Here is a 15,720-nt window from a genome sequence, read left to right as displayed (position 1 = left end):
CCCGGTCATCCGGTCGACGCACCGCCCGCGAAGCCCGCAACGCGGGCCCGCACCACACCACTTGGAGTCCCCCGTGGCCTTACGGATCGCCATCACCGCCGAGCCGGTCCCCTCGCACGTGTCCGCGCTCGACTACGTCATCGGCCCGGCCCTTGAGCAGGGCCACAGGGTCGCGCTCCACGCCCCTCCCATGTTCCGCCTCGAAGCCCGGCGCCGAGGAGTGGAGTTCCACCGGGCAGGGTCGGACTGGACCTGCGATCCCGCCGTGCAGCAGGAGGCGAGCGAGATCTGGAAGGAGTACGGGAACGCGTCCTTCAACCGCCACGTCTTCGGTCGGCTCTGGCCGGACCAGGCCGAACGGAAGGCCCGCGACCTGATCGCCGCGTGGACCCGCACACGGCCCGATCTGGTGATCGCCGAGTGCAGCGACCTCGGCGCGCACCTCGCGGCGAGGGTCCTGCACCTGCCGCTGCTGGCAGCGGACAACGGGCTCGGCCCGCTGCTCCTGGAACTCTGGGACACCGACGTCGTACCCGCCCTGGCGCCCCTCCACGACCGGTACGGGCAGGACGTCCCCGTACTGCCCCCGATGCTCACCCCCGCGCCGCTCCCGTGGTTCCACGCGGCGCCCCCGCCCTCGGCGCACGCCGTCCGACGCACCGTCGCGAGCTTCCGGACCGCTGAGCCCGACCGTCGGGGGCGTGCCTCCTCCTCGTCCCGGCCGCTCGTCTACGTGAGCCTCGGCACCCTCACCACCGCGATGGCCGGTCTCCGCAGCGTCGTCGGGGGTGCGTACCGGGAGATCACGGCCGCACTCTCCGACATCGGCTGCGAGGCGATCGTGTCCGCAGGACGCCTCGCCGAGGACCTGCACAGCGCGGACCCGCGCATCACGGTGGTCGAGCACGCCCCGCAGCCGGCGCTCCTGCACCGCGCCGACCTGTTCGTGACACACGGCGGCCGGGCCTCCCTGCTCGACGCCGTCCAGGGCGCAACGCCCCTCCTGGGCATGGGCGTTCTCGCCGACCAGCCCGGCAACACCGCCGCGTTCACCCGGCGCGGGCTCGGTCGTGCGCTCGAACTCACCGCGACCCGCGACGAGATCGCCGAAGCCATGACGGCCGTCCTCGGCGACCCCCGTCACGCCGCCGCGATGAACACCGCCCGCACCACGCTGTCACGGCTCCCACCGCTCGACATCGCGCAGCTGTACGACCACGCGCAGGCCCCCGTCCGCCTCGGGTGAGACACACCCGGCCTGCAACCCGGCCTGCAACCCGGCGTTCCACCCGGACCGCCCGCCCGCGTGGGGCAGGCGGCAGGCGACGGGCTTCAGCTGCAGTGGTAGGTGAACGAGGTGGCGGCGGTGCGGGGGGCCGGGGCGAGGAGTTGCAGGGTCGCGGTGGCCTGGAGTGCGCCCTGGCCCTCGAAGCTCCAGCGCAGCACCAGGTCGGTGTGGTGCACACCGGAGCGGACGTCCTGGACGATCTCGTCCGAGGTGGTGCCGTCGCTGCGCACCCAGCGGTAGCGCAGTGTGCCGGCACCGCCGTTGGTCTCGACGGCGGCGGTGACCACCGCGGTGGCCGCGCAGCCGGGGTTCGCCTGGTCGGTCGTCACGGTGACACCGGTGACGGCCAGGGCCGGGGGGCGCAGGTGGCGCCAGAACAGGAAGGCCGCGAGGGCCAGGAGGACGACGAGCAACGGGGTCAGCCACCGCCACACCCGGCGAGGCGGCCGTGGCTGTCCGGTCTCCGGCACCGTCTGGCCGTGCCAGGCGGCGGCCGCCCGCGGCGGGACGCCGGGGCCGAAGTGGCGGAACTCCCCTGAGGCGAGCGGGCGTTCCGCCGGGGTGGCGGACCCGGAGGAGGACGACGAGGCGGCGGCTGCACTGGCTGCACTGTCGGCGGGGACGGCAGGGGCAGGGGGGACGGCGGGAGCCGCTTCGGCGTCCTGGGCTGCGGCCGGAGCGGTGGACTCCTCGGTCCGCGTGGAGTCGGTGAGGGTGAGGGTCTGCCCGCTCCGCGGTTCGCTGCCCCAGACCCGGGGGTCGAGGAAGGTCGCGCTCTCCGGCTCCGACTCCGCCTCCTCGGCGCCCGCTCCCGTCCCTCCGGGGGTGCCGGTGAGGCGGACCGTGGCCTCCGTCTCGCGGGGCAGCCGGACGGTCGCCTCGCCCACGGCGGCTCCGCCGCCCGTACCGCCGTCGGGTCCCTCCGACTCCGCCCCCTCGGCGCTCGCTCCCGTCCCGCCGGGGGTGCCGGTGAGGCGGACCGTGGCCTCCGTCTCGCGGGGCAGTCGGACGGTCGCCTCGCCCACGGCGGCTCCGCCGCCCGTACCGCCGTCGGCGGCCGGGTGCTTGCCGAGAACGACGGTCCTGTCCGCGCCCGGGTCGGGCGCGGAGTCGGGGCGGGAGGTGGACATGGCTTCTCCAGGACGGGAACGGGGACGGAAAGGGGGAGCAGACTGGAACGGCACGGGCAACGGGAGGATCAGGTGCCGGGGCGTCAGCGGGGCGGGTTGCAGAGGAAGGCGGACGTCTCGGAGGACGTGGTGCCCGCCTTGCCCGCCGCCGGGGTGGTGGTGACGCGCACGCCCCAGGTCGGGAAGGTGTCGGCGGAGCCGAAGTCGTGCGCGCGGCTGATGGTGGCGGTGCCGTTCACCACGGGCACGGTGTCGGTCGCGACGGTGACCGCGCGGCCGCCCGAGCTGTGGTACCAGCTGAACGTCAGCGTCCCGCTGCCGGTGCCCCGGGCGGTCACCGTGGCCGTCGCGGTCAGGCTCCAACGGCCGCTGCAGGTGACGGGGGCCAGGCTGACCGAGTCGACCGTCAGGGTGGCGGGGGCGACCGTCGGGCTCGGGCTGGGGCTCGGCGGGGCGGTGACCGGGGGCGGTGCCGGCGCGGCCGTGGTGGGGGCGGGTGCGCCGGGGGTGGACGGTGCGGGCGGCCCGCCGGGGGCGGGCCGGCCGGGCGTGGCGGGTGCCGTGGGCGCCTTGGTGGTCGGGGTGGCGGTGGGGGTGCTGCCGGGCGTGCTCGGGGTGGCCGTGGGCGAAGCCGTCGGGGCGGGGGTGGAGGCCGTCGGGCTCGGCGTGGAGCCGTCGCCGCTCGGGGTGGGGGAGGCGACGCCGTCCGTCGGCGTCTGCGGGTCGATGCTGGTGGTCGCCTCCGGGGAGGCTGCGCCGACGACCGTGCGGGCACCGCCGTCAGTCGCCCCCGCAGCCGCCAGGCCGGCCAGCGTGGCGAGGGTGAGGGCGCCGGCCGCGACGCCGGTGAGGGCCTTGCCGCGGTTGCGCCGGAGCACGCCGCGGCCGGGCGGGACCGGGTGCGGGATCTGCTGGGCCGCAGGAGCCGCGCCCTGGGTGCCGAGGGCGCTCACGGCACCCTGGGAGCCCAGCGACTCCAGGAAACCCAGGGAGCTCTGGGAACCCACGGACGTGTGGGCCAGCGAGGTGGCACCGGCCGCGCCGGCGCCGGGCAGCAGCGGCGCGAGCAGCGCGAGCAGGCCCAGCAGGTCGAGGCGGCCCCGTTCCTCCCAGCCCGGCCCGTAGCCGGTCGTCGCGACGGCCTCCAGCTCGCGGACGAACGCGGCCGCGCTGTCGGGACGGGCCTCCGGGTCCTTGGCCAGACCGGCCAGGATCAGCGGCCGGACGAGGTCGGGCGCGAGTTCGGCGGGGATCGGCGCCTCGGCGTGCTGGACGGCGAGTTCGGCGATCGTGGCGCCCTCGAAGGGACGGGCGCCGGTGAGGCACTCGAAGAACGTGACGGTGGCGGCGTAGACGTCCCCGGCCGGGGAGGCCGGGCGGCCCGCCCACTGCTCGGGCGGCATGTAGGCGGGGGTGCCGGAGACGTCGCGGTCGTCGCCGCTGGGCACCGCGATGCCGAAGTCGACGAGCTTCGATGTGCCGGCCGTGTCGACGAGCACGTTGGCGGGCTTGTAGTCGCGGTGCACCACCCCGGCCTCGTGGGCGGCGGCCAGGCCCAGCAGGGAGCCCTTGAGCACCACCAGGGCGGCCTGCGCGCTGGTGGCGCCCTCCGCGCGCAGCAGGTCGCGCAGGGCGATGCCGTCCACCAGCTCCATCACGATGGCGGAGCCCCGCGCCCCCTCCACGTACTCGTAGAGCCGGGTGATGTGCGGGGAGTCGATCCGGGCGAGGACCTCGGCCTCGGCGCGCAGCGCGGGCGTGCCGACGCGGTCGTGCAGGTACTTGATCGCGACCGGCGTGCCGGTTTCCAGGTGGTGGGCGAGTACGACGCGGCCGCTGGCTCCGGCGCCGAGTTCGCGGTCGTGGAGGTAGCCCGGGAGTTCCCAGGCCCCGCGCGCGTCCTCGGGCCGGGCGTCCTCGACCTGCGGCTTCTCGACCTGCGGCTCCTCGGGCCGGGCCTCCGCGGACTCCGCGGTCTGCTCGGTCTGCGAGTCCTCGGCCCGGGTCTCGTCGACCCCGGCCTCGTCGACGCCGGCCTCGTCAACCCGGTCGTCCTCGGCCCGGGGGGCCTCGCCGGGGGCGGTGGAGGGCGTGCCGCCCCCGCCGGGTCTGTCGCCCTGCTGCGTCCGGTCGTCCATCGTGTGCTGCTCCCCGCTCCGTGTCGTGCTCGCCGTGCGCCACCGCCGACTGTGCCTGCCGGCGCGGCACCCTACGGCACGCCGACCGACGACGAGGACGCACCCCGTGGACACCGGGTTCCCGGCCCCCGGGGGCGGGTGACGGCGGGGCGAGTGCTTCGCACACCGTGCCAATCGTTCGGCGGACGGCCGGCAGCCCCCGGCGGGCGAGCCGGGATCCCGATCCGGGCGGGCCTCACGCGGCCGGGAGGCCGTTCGCCATCTCCCGGAAGCGGGCGGAGGGCCGCATCATCCCGTTGTCGCCGACGTTCAGGTTCTCCAGCCAGCCGTCCCGGTACCAGAAGATCGAGGAGGTCAGCGGGGCCGGGTCGTTCGCCTGGAGCTGCTTCGACAGGTCGATCATGAAGCGGATCGCGTTCAGCGACGAGCCGGTGCGGATCGGTGCCGCGCAGAAGGCGTTGCTCGTCGGCAGCGTGACCAGCGCGCCGTACGGCAGCTCGGCCCCGCCCAGGGCGTTCTCCAGGCGCAGGGCCTGGGCGGCGCCGGGCCACACGCCCATCCCGTTGACGGCGTACAGGACGTCGCCGTTCGTCGCGTTGAAGGACTGTCGGTTGAGCTTCTCGGTGGCGAGGTTGGCGAAGGCCCGCTCCCAGAGCTCGGCCCGGCTGACACTCCACTGGTCGGCGGCGTGCTCGGCTATCGACAGGGCCTCGGTCGCCCCGCCGCGCTTGCCGCCGTTCACGCACAGGACGACCGACAGCTCGTCGTCGATCGGCCGGGCCATGGGGTCGGGGCCCAGGGACCGGGTCGGGGCGACCAGCAGCCGCAGCCGGTCCCGGACCTCGAAGACCGAGATCGCGGCCAGCGCCTTGCACGGGCCGTGCTCGTCGCAGAGCGGCTTCGGAAGGTTCTTGCGGTTGCCGAACAGCGGCATGGGTGGCTCCCGGGTCGGTGCGGTGGTCGGACCAAGGGCACAGCATCCCACCGGAGGTCACCGCCGTCTCACAGATCATCCGATTCTCAGATTGTGATCGGACGGCACGTCAGCAGGCATCCGGGCTTTCGGCCCTGAGACCGGCTCCGGTGCGTGATGATGAGGAGACGTCGGGAGCGGGCCCGGAGCCGGGAGAGCGCAGGGGGCGGGAGGGAACGGCGGCCGGGAGAGAGACAGGAGAGAGAGCGTGCGCCAACTCGACCTTCTCGTGGTCGTCGTCTACCTGGTCGCCATCGCCGTGATCGGTCTGCGGCTGGCCGGCCGCCAGCGGACCGCGAAGGACTACTTCGTCGGCGAGGGCCACATGCCCTGGTGGACCGTGTCGTTCTCCGTCGTGGCCACCGAGACCAGCGTGCTGACCGTCATCAGCCTGCCCGGCGGCGCCTACGGCGGGCAGGGCTTCGGCAACGTCGAACTGGCCCTGGGCTACGTCATCGGCCGTGTCGTCGTGGCCACCGCGCTCATCCCGCTGTACAAGCGCGGCGGCTTCGTCAGCGCCTACCAGTACCTGGGCAGCCGGTTCGGCCCCGGGCTCCAGGGGCTCGCCTCGGTGACCTTCGTCGTCACCCGGCTGCTCGCCGAGGGCGTGCGCCTGTTCGCCTCGGCGATCCCGATCAAGCTGCTGCTCGGCGAGTTCGGCGTGCACACCGGCTACCGCACCATCATCATCGTGCTCACGCTGATCACGGTCGTCTACACCTACCTCGGCGGCATCAGGGCCGTCATCTGGACCGACGCCATCCAGATGGGCCTCTACCTCGGCGGCGCCCTCCTCACCATCGCGGTGCTGTCCGGCCACGTCGGCACCGACGGCTACGCGCGCGCCCTGGACGCCGGCCGGTTCCGGCTCTTCGACACCGACTTCGCCCCCGCCCACGTCCTCACCAGCCCGTTCGCGCTACCGACCGCGATCGTCGGCGGCGCGATCTTCGCCATGGCCAGCCACGGCTCCGACCAGCTCATCGTGCAGCGCATCCTCGCCACCAGGACCCTGCGCGACGGCCAGAAGGCGATGATCGCCTCCGGCGTGTTCGTCACCCTCCAGTTCGCCGCCTTCTCCCTCGTCGGCGCCCTGCTCTGGTCCTACAACCAGGGCAAGAGCTTCAAGGCGCTCGGACTCGGCAGCTCCGACAACCTCTACCCCGACTTCATCCTGCACGGGCTGCCCGTGGTGGTCTCCGGCCTGCTCGTCGCCGGCATCCTCGGCGCCGCCATGGGCTCGCTGTCCTCGGCGCTGAACTCCATGTCGAACTCGACGGTCGCCGACATCATCCACAGCTTCTTCCGCAGCACGCCCTCCGAGGAGTTCCTCCTCAGGCTCGCCCGCGTGATGACCCTGGTGTGGGCCGCGCTGATGGCCGTCTTCGCCTGCGCCTTCAGCACCAGCACCGGCAACGTCTACCTCACCGGCCTGACCATCGCCGGCTACACCTACGGCGCGCTGCTCGGCGCCTTCCTGCTCGGCCGCCTCGTGCGGCGCGCCAACGGGACCGACTCCGTACTCGCCTTCGTGGTCACCGTCGCCGCGATGACCTACCTCGTGCGCGGGGTGAAGATCGACGTCACCACGGCCGCCGGGACGGTGCCCACGGCCATCGCCGCCCAGTGGCTGGTCCCCATCGGCGTGGTGGTCACCCTGGCCGTCGGCGGCGGGCTCAGCCTGCTCCACCGCGCACCCGAAACCCCGCGCGTCCCCGCGCGCGCCGCACAGCCGGGCCCCGTTCTGGGCCCCGGTGCCGACCCCGTTGGCGGCCCCGGCCGCCCCGAGGCGGCCCCCGCCCCGGACTGATACCGGGCCGACGCGGCACACATCGCCCGCCACGCGGCCGCCTTCACGGCCGCGCTGCGCCGGACCGCCCGACCGCGGTGAGGTCCCGGTCGGCCGGGCGGGAACGGTGTGGTGAGGCTCCGTCCGAGCCGGCCGGCCCGCGTCCGGTGCGTTCGGCTCGGCGGTGTCGCGCTTGCGGGTGAACGGGTGCGGCACGGCCGCCGTGTGACGCGGGGGCGTCCCCGGCGGCGGTTAGAACGGGGGGATGCGCCTTTCGTCCCTCGCCGCGCTCCCCGCCGCGGCCGTGCTCGCCATGCTCCCCGGCGCCGCCCACGGGCTCGCCCACGACGCGCGGGAGCCGGCCGTCCGGCCCGTGCCCGTTGCCGCGCCCGCTTCCGGCCCCCTCGCCGGGCTGCTGTCGCCCGTACCGCTGCCGGCCGGACTGCTGCCGCCCGTGCCACGACCGCCCGTACCGCTGCCGCCCGTACCGCTGCCGAGCGGACCACGACCGGACGAAGCGCTGCCCGAGTACCGCTACACCGGGCCCGGGTTCGACGCCTGCTCGGCGCCGTCGCTGGACGCCATGTCCGTCTGGTGGACCGCCTCGCCGTACGGCGCGGTGAACATCTACAGCAGCGGTGGCCAGCGCGCCTGTACGCAGAGCCGGCTGACGCCGCAGTGGGTGGCCCAGGTCCGCGCGATGGGGTGGCAGCTGGTGCCCACGCACGTCGGGCTCCAGGCGCCCTGCGCCGCGCGCCCGGACAAGCCGCTGCGGATCGACCCGGAGCGGGCCGAGGAGCAGGGCGGGGAGGAGGCGGCGGAGGCGGCGCAGGCGCTGCAGACGCTCGGGCTGGGGCCGGGCAGCCCGGTGTACCTCGACATGGAGGCGTACCCGTCGGGCGACGCGGTGTGCAGCCGGGCGGTGGTCGACTTCACCGCCGGCTGGACCAGGGCCCTGCAGGAGGCCGGGTACCGCTCGGGCTTCTACTCCAGCATGGACTCCGGCATCGCGGACATCGTCGCCGCCGCCCGGGCCGGACGGTCCCCGCTGCCGGACGCGATCTGGTACGCCCGCTGGGACGGAAAGGCCACGACCACCGGCCAGGCCGGGCTGCCCGACGACCTGTGGACCGGCCACCGCATCCACCAGTACCGGGGCGGCGTCAACGAGACGTACGGCGGGATGGCGCTCAGCATCGACCGCGACCAGGTGGACGGCCTGGTGGCGGGCGGCTCCTGACCCGCTGCCGAGCCGGCCGCCGGCCGTCCGTCAGGCGTTCCCCGGCGGTCGGCGCTCCCTTCCCCGGCCGTCCGTCAGCCGTTCCCCGGCGGTCGGCCGGTCCGGTGCCGTGACGGGCCGTCGGGGGCAGGGGCCGGGTGCCGTTCCAGGACGGCCCCGACGATCCTCATGAGCCGCTCGCCCGCGTGCTCGACGCTCCCGTTCTGGGCGCTCACCTGGGCTCCTTCCAGGACGAAGGTGAGCTCCGCAGCCGCCTCGTCCGGGTCGGGCAGTCCGGCCCGGGCGCACAGGTCGGTGAGCCGGCGCAGCTGGCCGGCCTTGTGGGCCTCGATCAGCCGCCGCGCCGGGTGCGCGCGGTCGGGCAGTTCCGCGATGGAGTTGATGAACGGACACCCCCGGTGGGAGATCCCGGGAAGTCCGTCGGCGATGAACCGGGCCATCCCCAGGATCTGGGCCCGGGGGTCGTCGGGGTGGGCCTCCGCCAACCGGTCGAACACGGCGGTGTAGTCGGCGGCGACGATGCGCAGCCATTCCTCCACCAGGGCGTCCTTGGTCGCGAAGTGACGGTACAGCGCCATCTTGGTGGTCGAGGCCCGGTCGGCGATCGCCTGGACGCCGACGGCCTTGATCCCCTCGCGGGCGAAGAGCTCCTCCGCCGCGTCGAGGATCCGCTCCCGGGGCGGCAACGTGGCCACCCTGCTCCGCCTGCCGGCCCTGTCGGCTCCGCCGATCCCGTCCGTGCTCACCCTGCGGCCCCTCCTCGTTCCAGTGGGGCGTTGCGCCGCCTGCTTCCGATGCTACGGTACCGCTCAGTCCCGGACGATACCGATCGGTCTCATGCAAGACCGATCGGTATCGCCGACCGGTGTCGACCCTCCAGAACGGACGAAGATGAAGCTCTCCGAGTACGTGACCTATGACGGCGTCGGCCTGGCCGACCTGGTGGCCCGCGGCCAGGTGACCGCCGCGGAACTTGCCTCGACCGCCCGGCGCGCGTCCGAGGCGGTGAATCCGCGGATCAACGCCGTCGTCGAGACCTGGCCGGCCCAGGACGCGCCGGCCCCGGGCAGTACCCCGCTGGCGGGGGTGCCCTTCCTGATCAAGGACCTCGCCGTCACCATGGCCGGCCGGCGGGTCGAGCTGGGCAGCCGGCTCGCCGCGGGGAACGTCGCCGGAGCCGACTCGACGCTCATGACGCGCCTGCGCCGCGCCGGACTGGTGACGCTCGGACGCACCACCACTCCCGAGTTCGCGTACAGCACCACCACGGAAGGCGCCCTGTACGGCCCCACCCGCAACCCCTGGGACCCGACCCGCAGCCCCGGCGGCTCCAGCGGCGGCTCGGGAGCCGCCGTCGCTGCCGGCATCGTCCCGATCGCGCACGCCACCGACGCGGCGGGCTCCATCCGCGTCCCCGCCGCCGCCAACGGCCTGTTCGGGCTGAAGCCGACCCGCGGCCGGATATCCATGGGCCCCGACGCGGACGAGGTCTTCAACGGCCTCGCCGTCCACGGTGTCCTCAGCCGCTCGGTGCGCGACAGCGCCGCGCTGCTGGACCTCGTCCACGGCGCCGAGGCCGGTGACCCGTACTCCGCGCAGCGGCCCGAGCGGCCCTATGCGCAGGAGGTCACCCGCTCCCCGGGCAGCCTGCGGATCGGCCTGCTCACCCGGCCCTGGGGCGGCCGGGCCGTCGAGGGCACCGTCGTCGACGCCGCCCTCCGCTCCGCCCGGCTCGCCGAATCGCTGGGGCACCGAGTGGAGGAGGTCAGGGTCGACCTCGGCGTCGACTGGGAGGAGTTCGTCCTGGCCAACGCCCGCCTCTGGACCACCAATCTGGCAGTCTGGATCGACGGCCTTGCCGCGGCCTCCGGGCGACCGGTCGACTCCACCACCCTCGAACCCGAGACGCTGACCAGCTACGCCTACGGGCGGACGGTCGGCGGGACGGAGTTCGTCCAGGCGCTCGCGATGCGCAACGGCGTCGCCCGCGCGATCGGCCGCTACTTCGCCGAGTACGACCTGCTGCTCACCCCGACCCTGCCCGAACTGCCCGTCCCCCTGGGCAGGTACGCCGAGGGCGCCGAGGGCGGCGACGCGGTCGGCTGGCTCCGGCAGGTCCTGCACCGCTCGCCCTTCACCGCCGCGTTCAACGTCGCCGGCACCCCCGCGATGTCCGTGCCGCTGGAGACCGACCCCGCCACCGGACTGCCCATCGGCATCCAGTTCGCGGCGGGACACGGCCGCGAGGACCTGCTCTTCCGTCTCGCCGGACAGCTGGAACAGGCCGCTCCCTGGTCGCAGCGGACCCCCGCCGTGTGGGCGGGCGGTGCTCACGGGGCCTGACCGTCCTCTCCTGCCCCGGCGGGCCGCCCGGCGCGCTTGCCGGGCGGCGCGCGGGCCGGGCTCACGCCAGCAGGCGCAGGCACGTCGTGGAGACCCCGAGGCGGACGCTCTGGCCCCAGGCCAGTTCGAGGGCGTCCGCCTCGATGCCGTCCCCGAAGGCGACCAGGTGCTCGGACTCGACGGTCAGGACCAACTGCCGCCCGCCGTCCAGCAGTCCGTGCACCCGGGTGGTGCCGGTGGTGGGGGAGGGCCACGCCTCGCGGACGAACCAGGCCAGCGCCGGGGCGCCCGGGGCGGGGAGCGCGAGCGGGCCGCCGCGCTCCAGCCATGCCGAACGGCACCAGCCGGTGGCACCGGTCCCCGTGCCGACCAGCACCCCCGAGGAGGCCTGGGGTTCCGGGTCACCCTCGACGGCCAGCCGGTAGCGCGCCGTCTGGTGGCCGGGCTGCCCGACGTACACCTCGTTCAGTGCGAGCAGCCGCTGGCCGTCGTCCGCGACGGCCTCGACCATCGTCCGCTCCTCCAGCGGCCCCTCGCCGCCCGCCGCCGCCCGCAGCAGTGCGGGCAGCGCCTCCACCCGGTGGCGGACCAGCACACCGGCGTTGCGACCGGGCTCGGCGTCCACGCCGACCACCGGCTGGCCGTCCAGGTACTTGGCGACGTTGGCCACCAGGCCGTCCTGCCCGACCACGGCCACCACGTCCCCCGGCTCGAAGAGGAAACGCGGCAGGTCCGCCCGCTCGACCCGGCTGCGCCGCCAGTCCAGCGGCACGGCCGCCGCCGCCCGCGCGAGCGCCGCCGCCTGCCGGGCATGGCGCTGCTCGACCTCCTCCACCGAGCGGCCCCGCGAGGCGAGGAAGAACGCCGCCTGCCCGGGCGTGCCGTGACGGGCCACCAGCTCCTCGTACTCGGTGCGCCGGTGCACCAGCACCACCCGCGGGGCGAGGGTCACCGCTGCGCCCCGGGGGCGCCGAGGCGGGCCAGCAGACCGGTGAGCACGTCCGGGGTGAGCGTCACGCTGTCGATCCGCGGCAGGTGCTCCGCCAGCCGCATCAGCGCCAGCGCCCGCAGCACCGCCGGATCGGCCTGCTGGTGGGCGGCCAGCCAGGCGGCCTCGGCCGCCGCCCTGGCTTCGCCGAGCTCGCGGGCGGCCTGCGCCTCGGCGGCGGCCAGCCGGGTGCGGCGCTGCGCCTCGGCGTCGGTGCGGACCCGGTCGGCGACGGCCTCCTCCTCCGCTTCGAGCCGCCGGTTGGCGCCCTGCTGGGCGAGCAACTGCTCCTCGCGGCGGGCGAGTTCGATCCGGTTGGCGAGCTCGTTCTCGGCGATGCCGCGCTCGTGCTCGACGGCCACCGCGCGGCGCTCGAAGGTCGCCCGGTCGGCCTCCTGCTGCACCAGCTCGCGGGCGGGCGTGCGCAGCGCCCGCTCGACCTCCGGCTCGGGCCGCAGCGCCACCACCCGGACGGCGATCACGGCGAGCCCGGTCTCGGTGATCCGCGGCTCGTCGGCCAGGCCCTCGGTCATCCGCTCGCGCACCGCGCTGACCCCGTCCACGAGGGCGGCGGCGAGCGGGGTGCGGGCGAGCAGGCCGAGCGCGTGCTGCTGGGCGGTCTCGGTGAGCAGGGTGGCGAGCTGGTCGAGCGGGGCCGCGCGCCAGGCGCCGGTGTCCGGGTCGATCCCGAAGTCGACGCGGGTGGCGGCGGTGGCCGGGTCGGTGATCCGGTAGGTGAGCGTCGCCTGGACGGTGACGTCCTGGAAGTCGGCGGTGCGGGCGTGGAAGAGCATGGCGAGCTCCCGGTCGTCCACCGGGACCTCGGAGATCGCCGCGGTCAGCGGCCGGAACCAGAACGCCAGCCCGGCCCCCTCGTGGGCGACCCGCCCGCGCCGCAGGTGGCGGACGTGGGCGGTGGGAACGGCGCGCAGGTGGCGCAGCCCGAATCGTCGGGTGATGTCGGCCATCGGAGGACCCCCTTTTCGTCATAGCGACGATATGGCGCGCACCCCTTTTTCGTCAAGATGACGAAAAAGGGGTGCGGGGGTCGGCCGAGAGCGGGAACTCGCGGCCCGAGCCGAGCGCGTCCTCGGACGAGGACGGGCGTGATCCGCCTCGCGGTCAGCAGTGCTCCTCCACGTAGAGCATGCGGCGGTCGGAATCCGCACGGAACTCGTGCGCGAGGTAGCGGCCCGCGGTCCCGCCACCGCCGGGCCCCCGGTAGCCGTCCTTGACCTCGTCCCAGAGCTGCGGGCGCTCGCTGTCCGCGACGAGCCGGGGGCGAGTGCCCCCGCTCTCGCCGAGGACGACCGTCGCGGCGCGGTCCTTCATCAGCCGGCGCACCGCGCGAAGGTCGATCCGCTTCTTCCGGAGCTGCCACGCGGTGCCGGTGTCGTCCGTCAGCTGCACCGGCGCTTCGAGCCGGTCCGGGTTCGTGGGGAAGGCCTGCATGGCGCCGAGTATTGGACACCGCGACGGGTGAGGGCACACGGTTTTCGTGGCGCGAGGGGGCCCGGCTCGGGCAGGCCCCGTACCGCCCGGGCAGGGCTACGGTCGGAGCTGGAACGCCAGTGCCGTCGTGTAGCCCACGAGCAGGCCGAAGAGGCAGACCGCCGTCACGTACCGGGGGGTGAACGGCAGCCCGGCCAGGGCCGGGTAGAGCAGCACGGCCGTGCCGGCTGCGAGGTCGGCCGCGTACAGGCCGCCGGGCGGGGTGATGCCGGTGCTCCGGGCGGCCCAGCCGGTGGCGATCAGGAAGCCGGTGAGCAGGGTGAAGCCGGAGAGCAGACCGGAGCCGATGCTGGCCAGCGTGGCGTGCGGTTCGGGCGGGGCCTCGCCCTCGGGGGAGCGCGGGCGGAGCCGGTGGGCCACGGCGAGGGACGCGGTGGCGAGGGCGGCGGCGGTGACGGCGGCGATCAGCGGTCCGGGGTTCAACGGCGGCTCCTGACGGGGGCTCGGTGGTGGCCGAACACCGCGGCGAGCGCGGCGGGCAGCAGAACGGTGAGGACGACGACGGTGGCCCACACGGAGGGCGCGAGAGCCGGCACGGTGGGCGCGTCCGGTCCGTCGGGCGGCGGGGCGGCGACCGCCGATGCGGTCGTGGTGGCGCCGATGTCGGCGACTGGCAGGGGCGTCGGTGCGGCGGGACGCGACGTCGCGGGTGCGGGCGTCGTCGGGCCGGGCGTCGCCCGGGGCGCCGTCGGCCGCGTTCCCTCGTGAACCCGGGCCGGCGGCGGCACGGGAACCTCGGCGGCCGGCCCGGGGTGCGACGGCGACGGGTGGATCGGCGACGGGTGGGCAGGCGACGCGGACGGTGCGGTGGGTGCGGGCGAGGTCGTCGGTGGCTGCGTTGCCGGGGGACCGGCTGTGGGTGTGGGCGTGGAGCTGGGCGTGGGGCTGGGCGTCGGGCAGTCGGTCGGCGGTGGTTGGGGCCGGGGCGGCGGGGACGGCGGATGGACGTGCGGTGGCCGGGGCGGCAGCGGAACCGGGGCCATCGGGAAGGGAACCGACGGGAGCGGAAACGGGTACGGGCTCGCGGCGTGGGCCATCCCCCGATCATCCGACCGTCGGCACCGCCGCCGTCCTGCCTTGCGCCCCAAACCCCCGTCCCCGGTGAATAGTTGGCCCTCGCAACGGAACGCACGTGTCCGACCGATCCGGGTGTTCGACGGCCCGGCCGGTCGCGGGTGGCCGGTCGTGCCCGTGGCCGGTCGCGCGCGTGGCCGGCCGGGCCGTCACCGGTGGAGGGCGGCGTCGCACCACTCCTCCGCGTAGGGCCGGCAGAGCGTGGACGGGGTCAGCGCCCCGTACACCACCAGGTCGTCGGTGCCGGAGGCGAAGGTGAGGGTCAGCGTCCGGCCCGGGCCGACCATGTCGGTCAGTTTCCAACGGCCTTCGCCCTGGTACCAGGGCTCCGTGAGGGAGTGTCGCGCCCCCGCCGCGGCCGTCGCGGTGGTGGCAGCGGTGGCGCGGAAGGTGCCGTCGGCCGCCAGGGCGAGGGTCTCGCCGTTCGGGCCGCTCCAGGTGCCGACGACGGCCCGGTCGGCGGGATCGCCGGACGTCCACGGTTGCTCGGCCGCGTAGCCGGTGACACCCCACACCGCCCCGGCGACGGACAGGCACGCCCCCGCCAGTGCCCCACACCCGCGCAGCCACCGGGCCCGGCCACCGGCCCGCACCCGGCCACCGGCCCGCACTCCGGTGACGGCGGCGAACCCGACGACGGCAGCGACGGCCAACACCTGCAACGGCCACAGCAGCGCGAGCACCAGGCCGAGGTCGCACCAGGCCAGCCAGGCCAGGTCCGACCCCTCGCCCCGGGAGGGCCGCAGCTGCGCCCCGACCAGGCCGGCCACCCCCGCCCCGACCGCCCAGAGGGCGGAAACCAGCAGGTAGTCCCCGAAGCCGCCGGTGTCGGTCGGGTTCGGGCCGCTCCAGTCCACCAGCCACGCCAGCCCGAGCCCCAGCAGGAGCAGGGCGATCCCCGCACCGGCGAACGCCGTCAGCAGGAACCGCACCGTCCTCTGGCCGGCCCTCGCCCAGGCCGCCGTGCCGGTTCCCGGCGCGACCTCGTTCCCGCCGTCCGCGCGTCCCCCGTCGTTCACACGTCCCCTGTCGTCGCGATGCTCGATGCCCGGCCGACGATAGCCACCGGCGGCTCGTCGGTGATCGGACCGCCGGGTTCCGGTACAGAACTGCGACAACCCGCCGGGCGACGCCTCGTGCCCACCGGCGTTCGAGTGGTGTAGGGCGGCCGCCCGGAGGAGTCACCGGCCCGTCGGCGGTCGGGCGGCCCCGGAGTGGTGAATGGCTGGAGGGGGCACCGCGGTG

13 protein-coding genes are annotated in these 15,720 nt (G+C 75.3%); 4 read left to right on the top strand and 9 right to left on the bottom strand.

Translation table 11 applies throughout. The features are described 5' to 3' along the window. The first annotated feature begins 73 nt into the window (after positions 1-73). Positions 74-1,246: a glycosyltransferase gene (locus tag ABT048_RS08860; RefSeq protein ID WP_350520627.1), complete on the top strand. Its 1,173-nt coding sequence runs from the start codon at positions 74-76 to the stop codon at positions 1,244-1,246. 86 nt (positions 1,247-1,332) lie between these two features. Here the strand turns inward: ABT048_RS08860 and ABT048_RS08855 are convergent, their stop codons facing one another. The 3 genes from ABT048_RS08855 to ABT048_RS08845 all read right to left on the bottom strand — a co-directional run bounded on the left by ABT048_RS08855 (position 1,333) and on the right by ABT048_RS08845 (position 5,490). Continuing rightward, positions 1,333-2,418, bottom strand: a complete 1,086-nt coding sequence (locus ABT048_RS08855; protein ID WP_350520626.1) for a hypothetical protein — start codon at positions 2,416-2,418, stop codon at positions 1,333-1,335. Between the two features lie 83 nt (positions 2,419-2,501). Beyond that, positions 2,502-4,556: a protein kinase domain-containing protein gene (locus ABT048_RS08850; RefSeq protein ID WP_350520625.1), complete on the bottom strand. Its 2,055-nt coding sequence runs from the start codon at positions 4,554-4,556 to the stop codon at positions 2,502-2,504. Positions 4,557-4,791: 235 nt separating this feature from the next. Continuing rightward, complete coding sequence (locus ABT048_RS08845; protein ID WP_350520624.1) at positions 4,792-5,490, bottom strand: hypothetical protein; 699 nt, start codon at positions 5,488-5,490, stop codon at positions 4,792-4,794. Positions 5,491-5,737: 247 nt separating this feature from the next. On the opposite strand from ABT048_RS08845, the gene ABT048_RS08840 reads away from it, so the two are divergent. Next, complete coding sequence (locus ABT048_RS08840) at positions 5,738-7,339, top strand: sodium:solute symporter (RefSeq protein ID WP_350520623.1); 1,602 nt, start codon at positions 5,738-5,740, stop codon at positions 7,337-7,339. Between the two features lie 244 nt (positions 7,340-7,583). Beyond that, on the top strand, positions 7,584-8,558 hold the full coding sequence (locus tag ABT048_RS08835; RefSeq protein WP_350520622.1) for a DUF1906 domain-containing protein: 975 nt from the start codon (positions 7,584-7,586) through the stop codon (positions 8,556-8,558). A gap of 74 nt (positions 8,559-8,632) precedes the next feature. Here ABT048_RS08835 and ABT048_RS08830 read toward each other — a convergent pair whose 3' ends face one another. Then, positions 8,633-9,253, bottom strand: a complete 621-nt coding sequence (locus ABT048_RS08830; protein WP_350520621.1) for a TetR/AcrR family transcriptional regulator — start codon at positions 9,251-9,253, stop codon at positions 8,633-8,635. Positions 9,254-9,449: 196 nt separating this feature from the next. Here ABT048_RS08830 and ABT048_RS08825 point away from each other — a divergent pair, with 196 nt between their 5' ends. Next, positions 9,450-10,901: an amidase gene (locus ABT048_RS08825; protein ID WP_350520620.1), complete on the top strand. Its 1,452-nt coding sequence runs from the start codon at positions 9,450-9,452 to the stop codon at positions 10,899-10,901. A gap of 61 nt (positions 10,902-10,962) precedes the next feature. On the opposite strand, the gene ABT048_RS08820 is transcribed toward ABT048_RS08825, so the two are convergent. The 5 genes from ABT048_RS08820 to ABT048_RS08800 all read right to left on the bottom strand — a co-directional run bounded on the left by ABT048_RS08820 (position 10,963) and on the right by ABT048_RS08800 (position 15,494). Then, positions 10,963-11,853, bottom strand: a complete 891-nt coding sequence (locus tag ABT048_RS08820) for an NAD(+)/NADH kinase (protein ID WP_350520619.1) — start codon at positions 11,851-11,853, stop codon at positions 10,963-10,965. Continuing rightward, positions 11,850-12,857: an SPFH domain-containing protein gene (locus ABT048_RS08815; RefSeq protein ID WP_350520618.1), complete on the bottom strand. Its 1,008-nt coding sequence runs from the start codon at positions 12,855-12,857 to the stop codon at positions 11,850-11,852. The genes ABT048_RS08820 and ABT048_RS08815 overlap by 4 nt, the downstream gene beginning before the upstream one ends. 154 nt (positions 12,858-13,011) lie before the next feature. Continuing rightward, a complete protein-coding gene (locus ABT048_RS08810; RefSeq protein ID WP_350520617.1) occupies positions 13,012-13,341 on the bottom strand; it encodes a hypothetical protein in 330 nt (109 codons plus the stop codon). A gap of 96 nt (positions 13,342-13,437) precedes the next feature. Further along, positions 13,438-13,824 (bottom strand): hypothetical protein, encoded by a 387-nt coding sequence (locus tag ABT048_RS08805; RefSeq protein ID WP_350520616.1) that lies wholly within the window; start codon positions 13,822-13,824, stop codon positions 13,438-13,440. Positions 13,825-14,624: 800 nt separating this feature from the next. Further along, a complete protein-coding gene (locus ABT048_RS08800) occupies positions 14,625-15,494 on the bottom strand; it encodes a hypothetical protein (protein WP_350520615.1) in 870 nt (289 codons plus the stop codon). Positions 15,495-15,720: the final 226 nt, after the last annotated feature.

Source organism: Kitasatospora sp. NPDC096140, assembly GCF_040303045.1.
Classification (GTDB): Bacteria; Actinomycetota; Actinomycetes; order Streptomycetales; family Streptomycetaceae; genus Kitasatospora.
The sequence above is the reverse complement of the archived record's forward strand: the minus strand, read 5'-3'. Positions and strand labels throughout refer to the sequence as shown.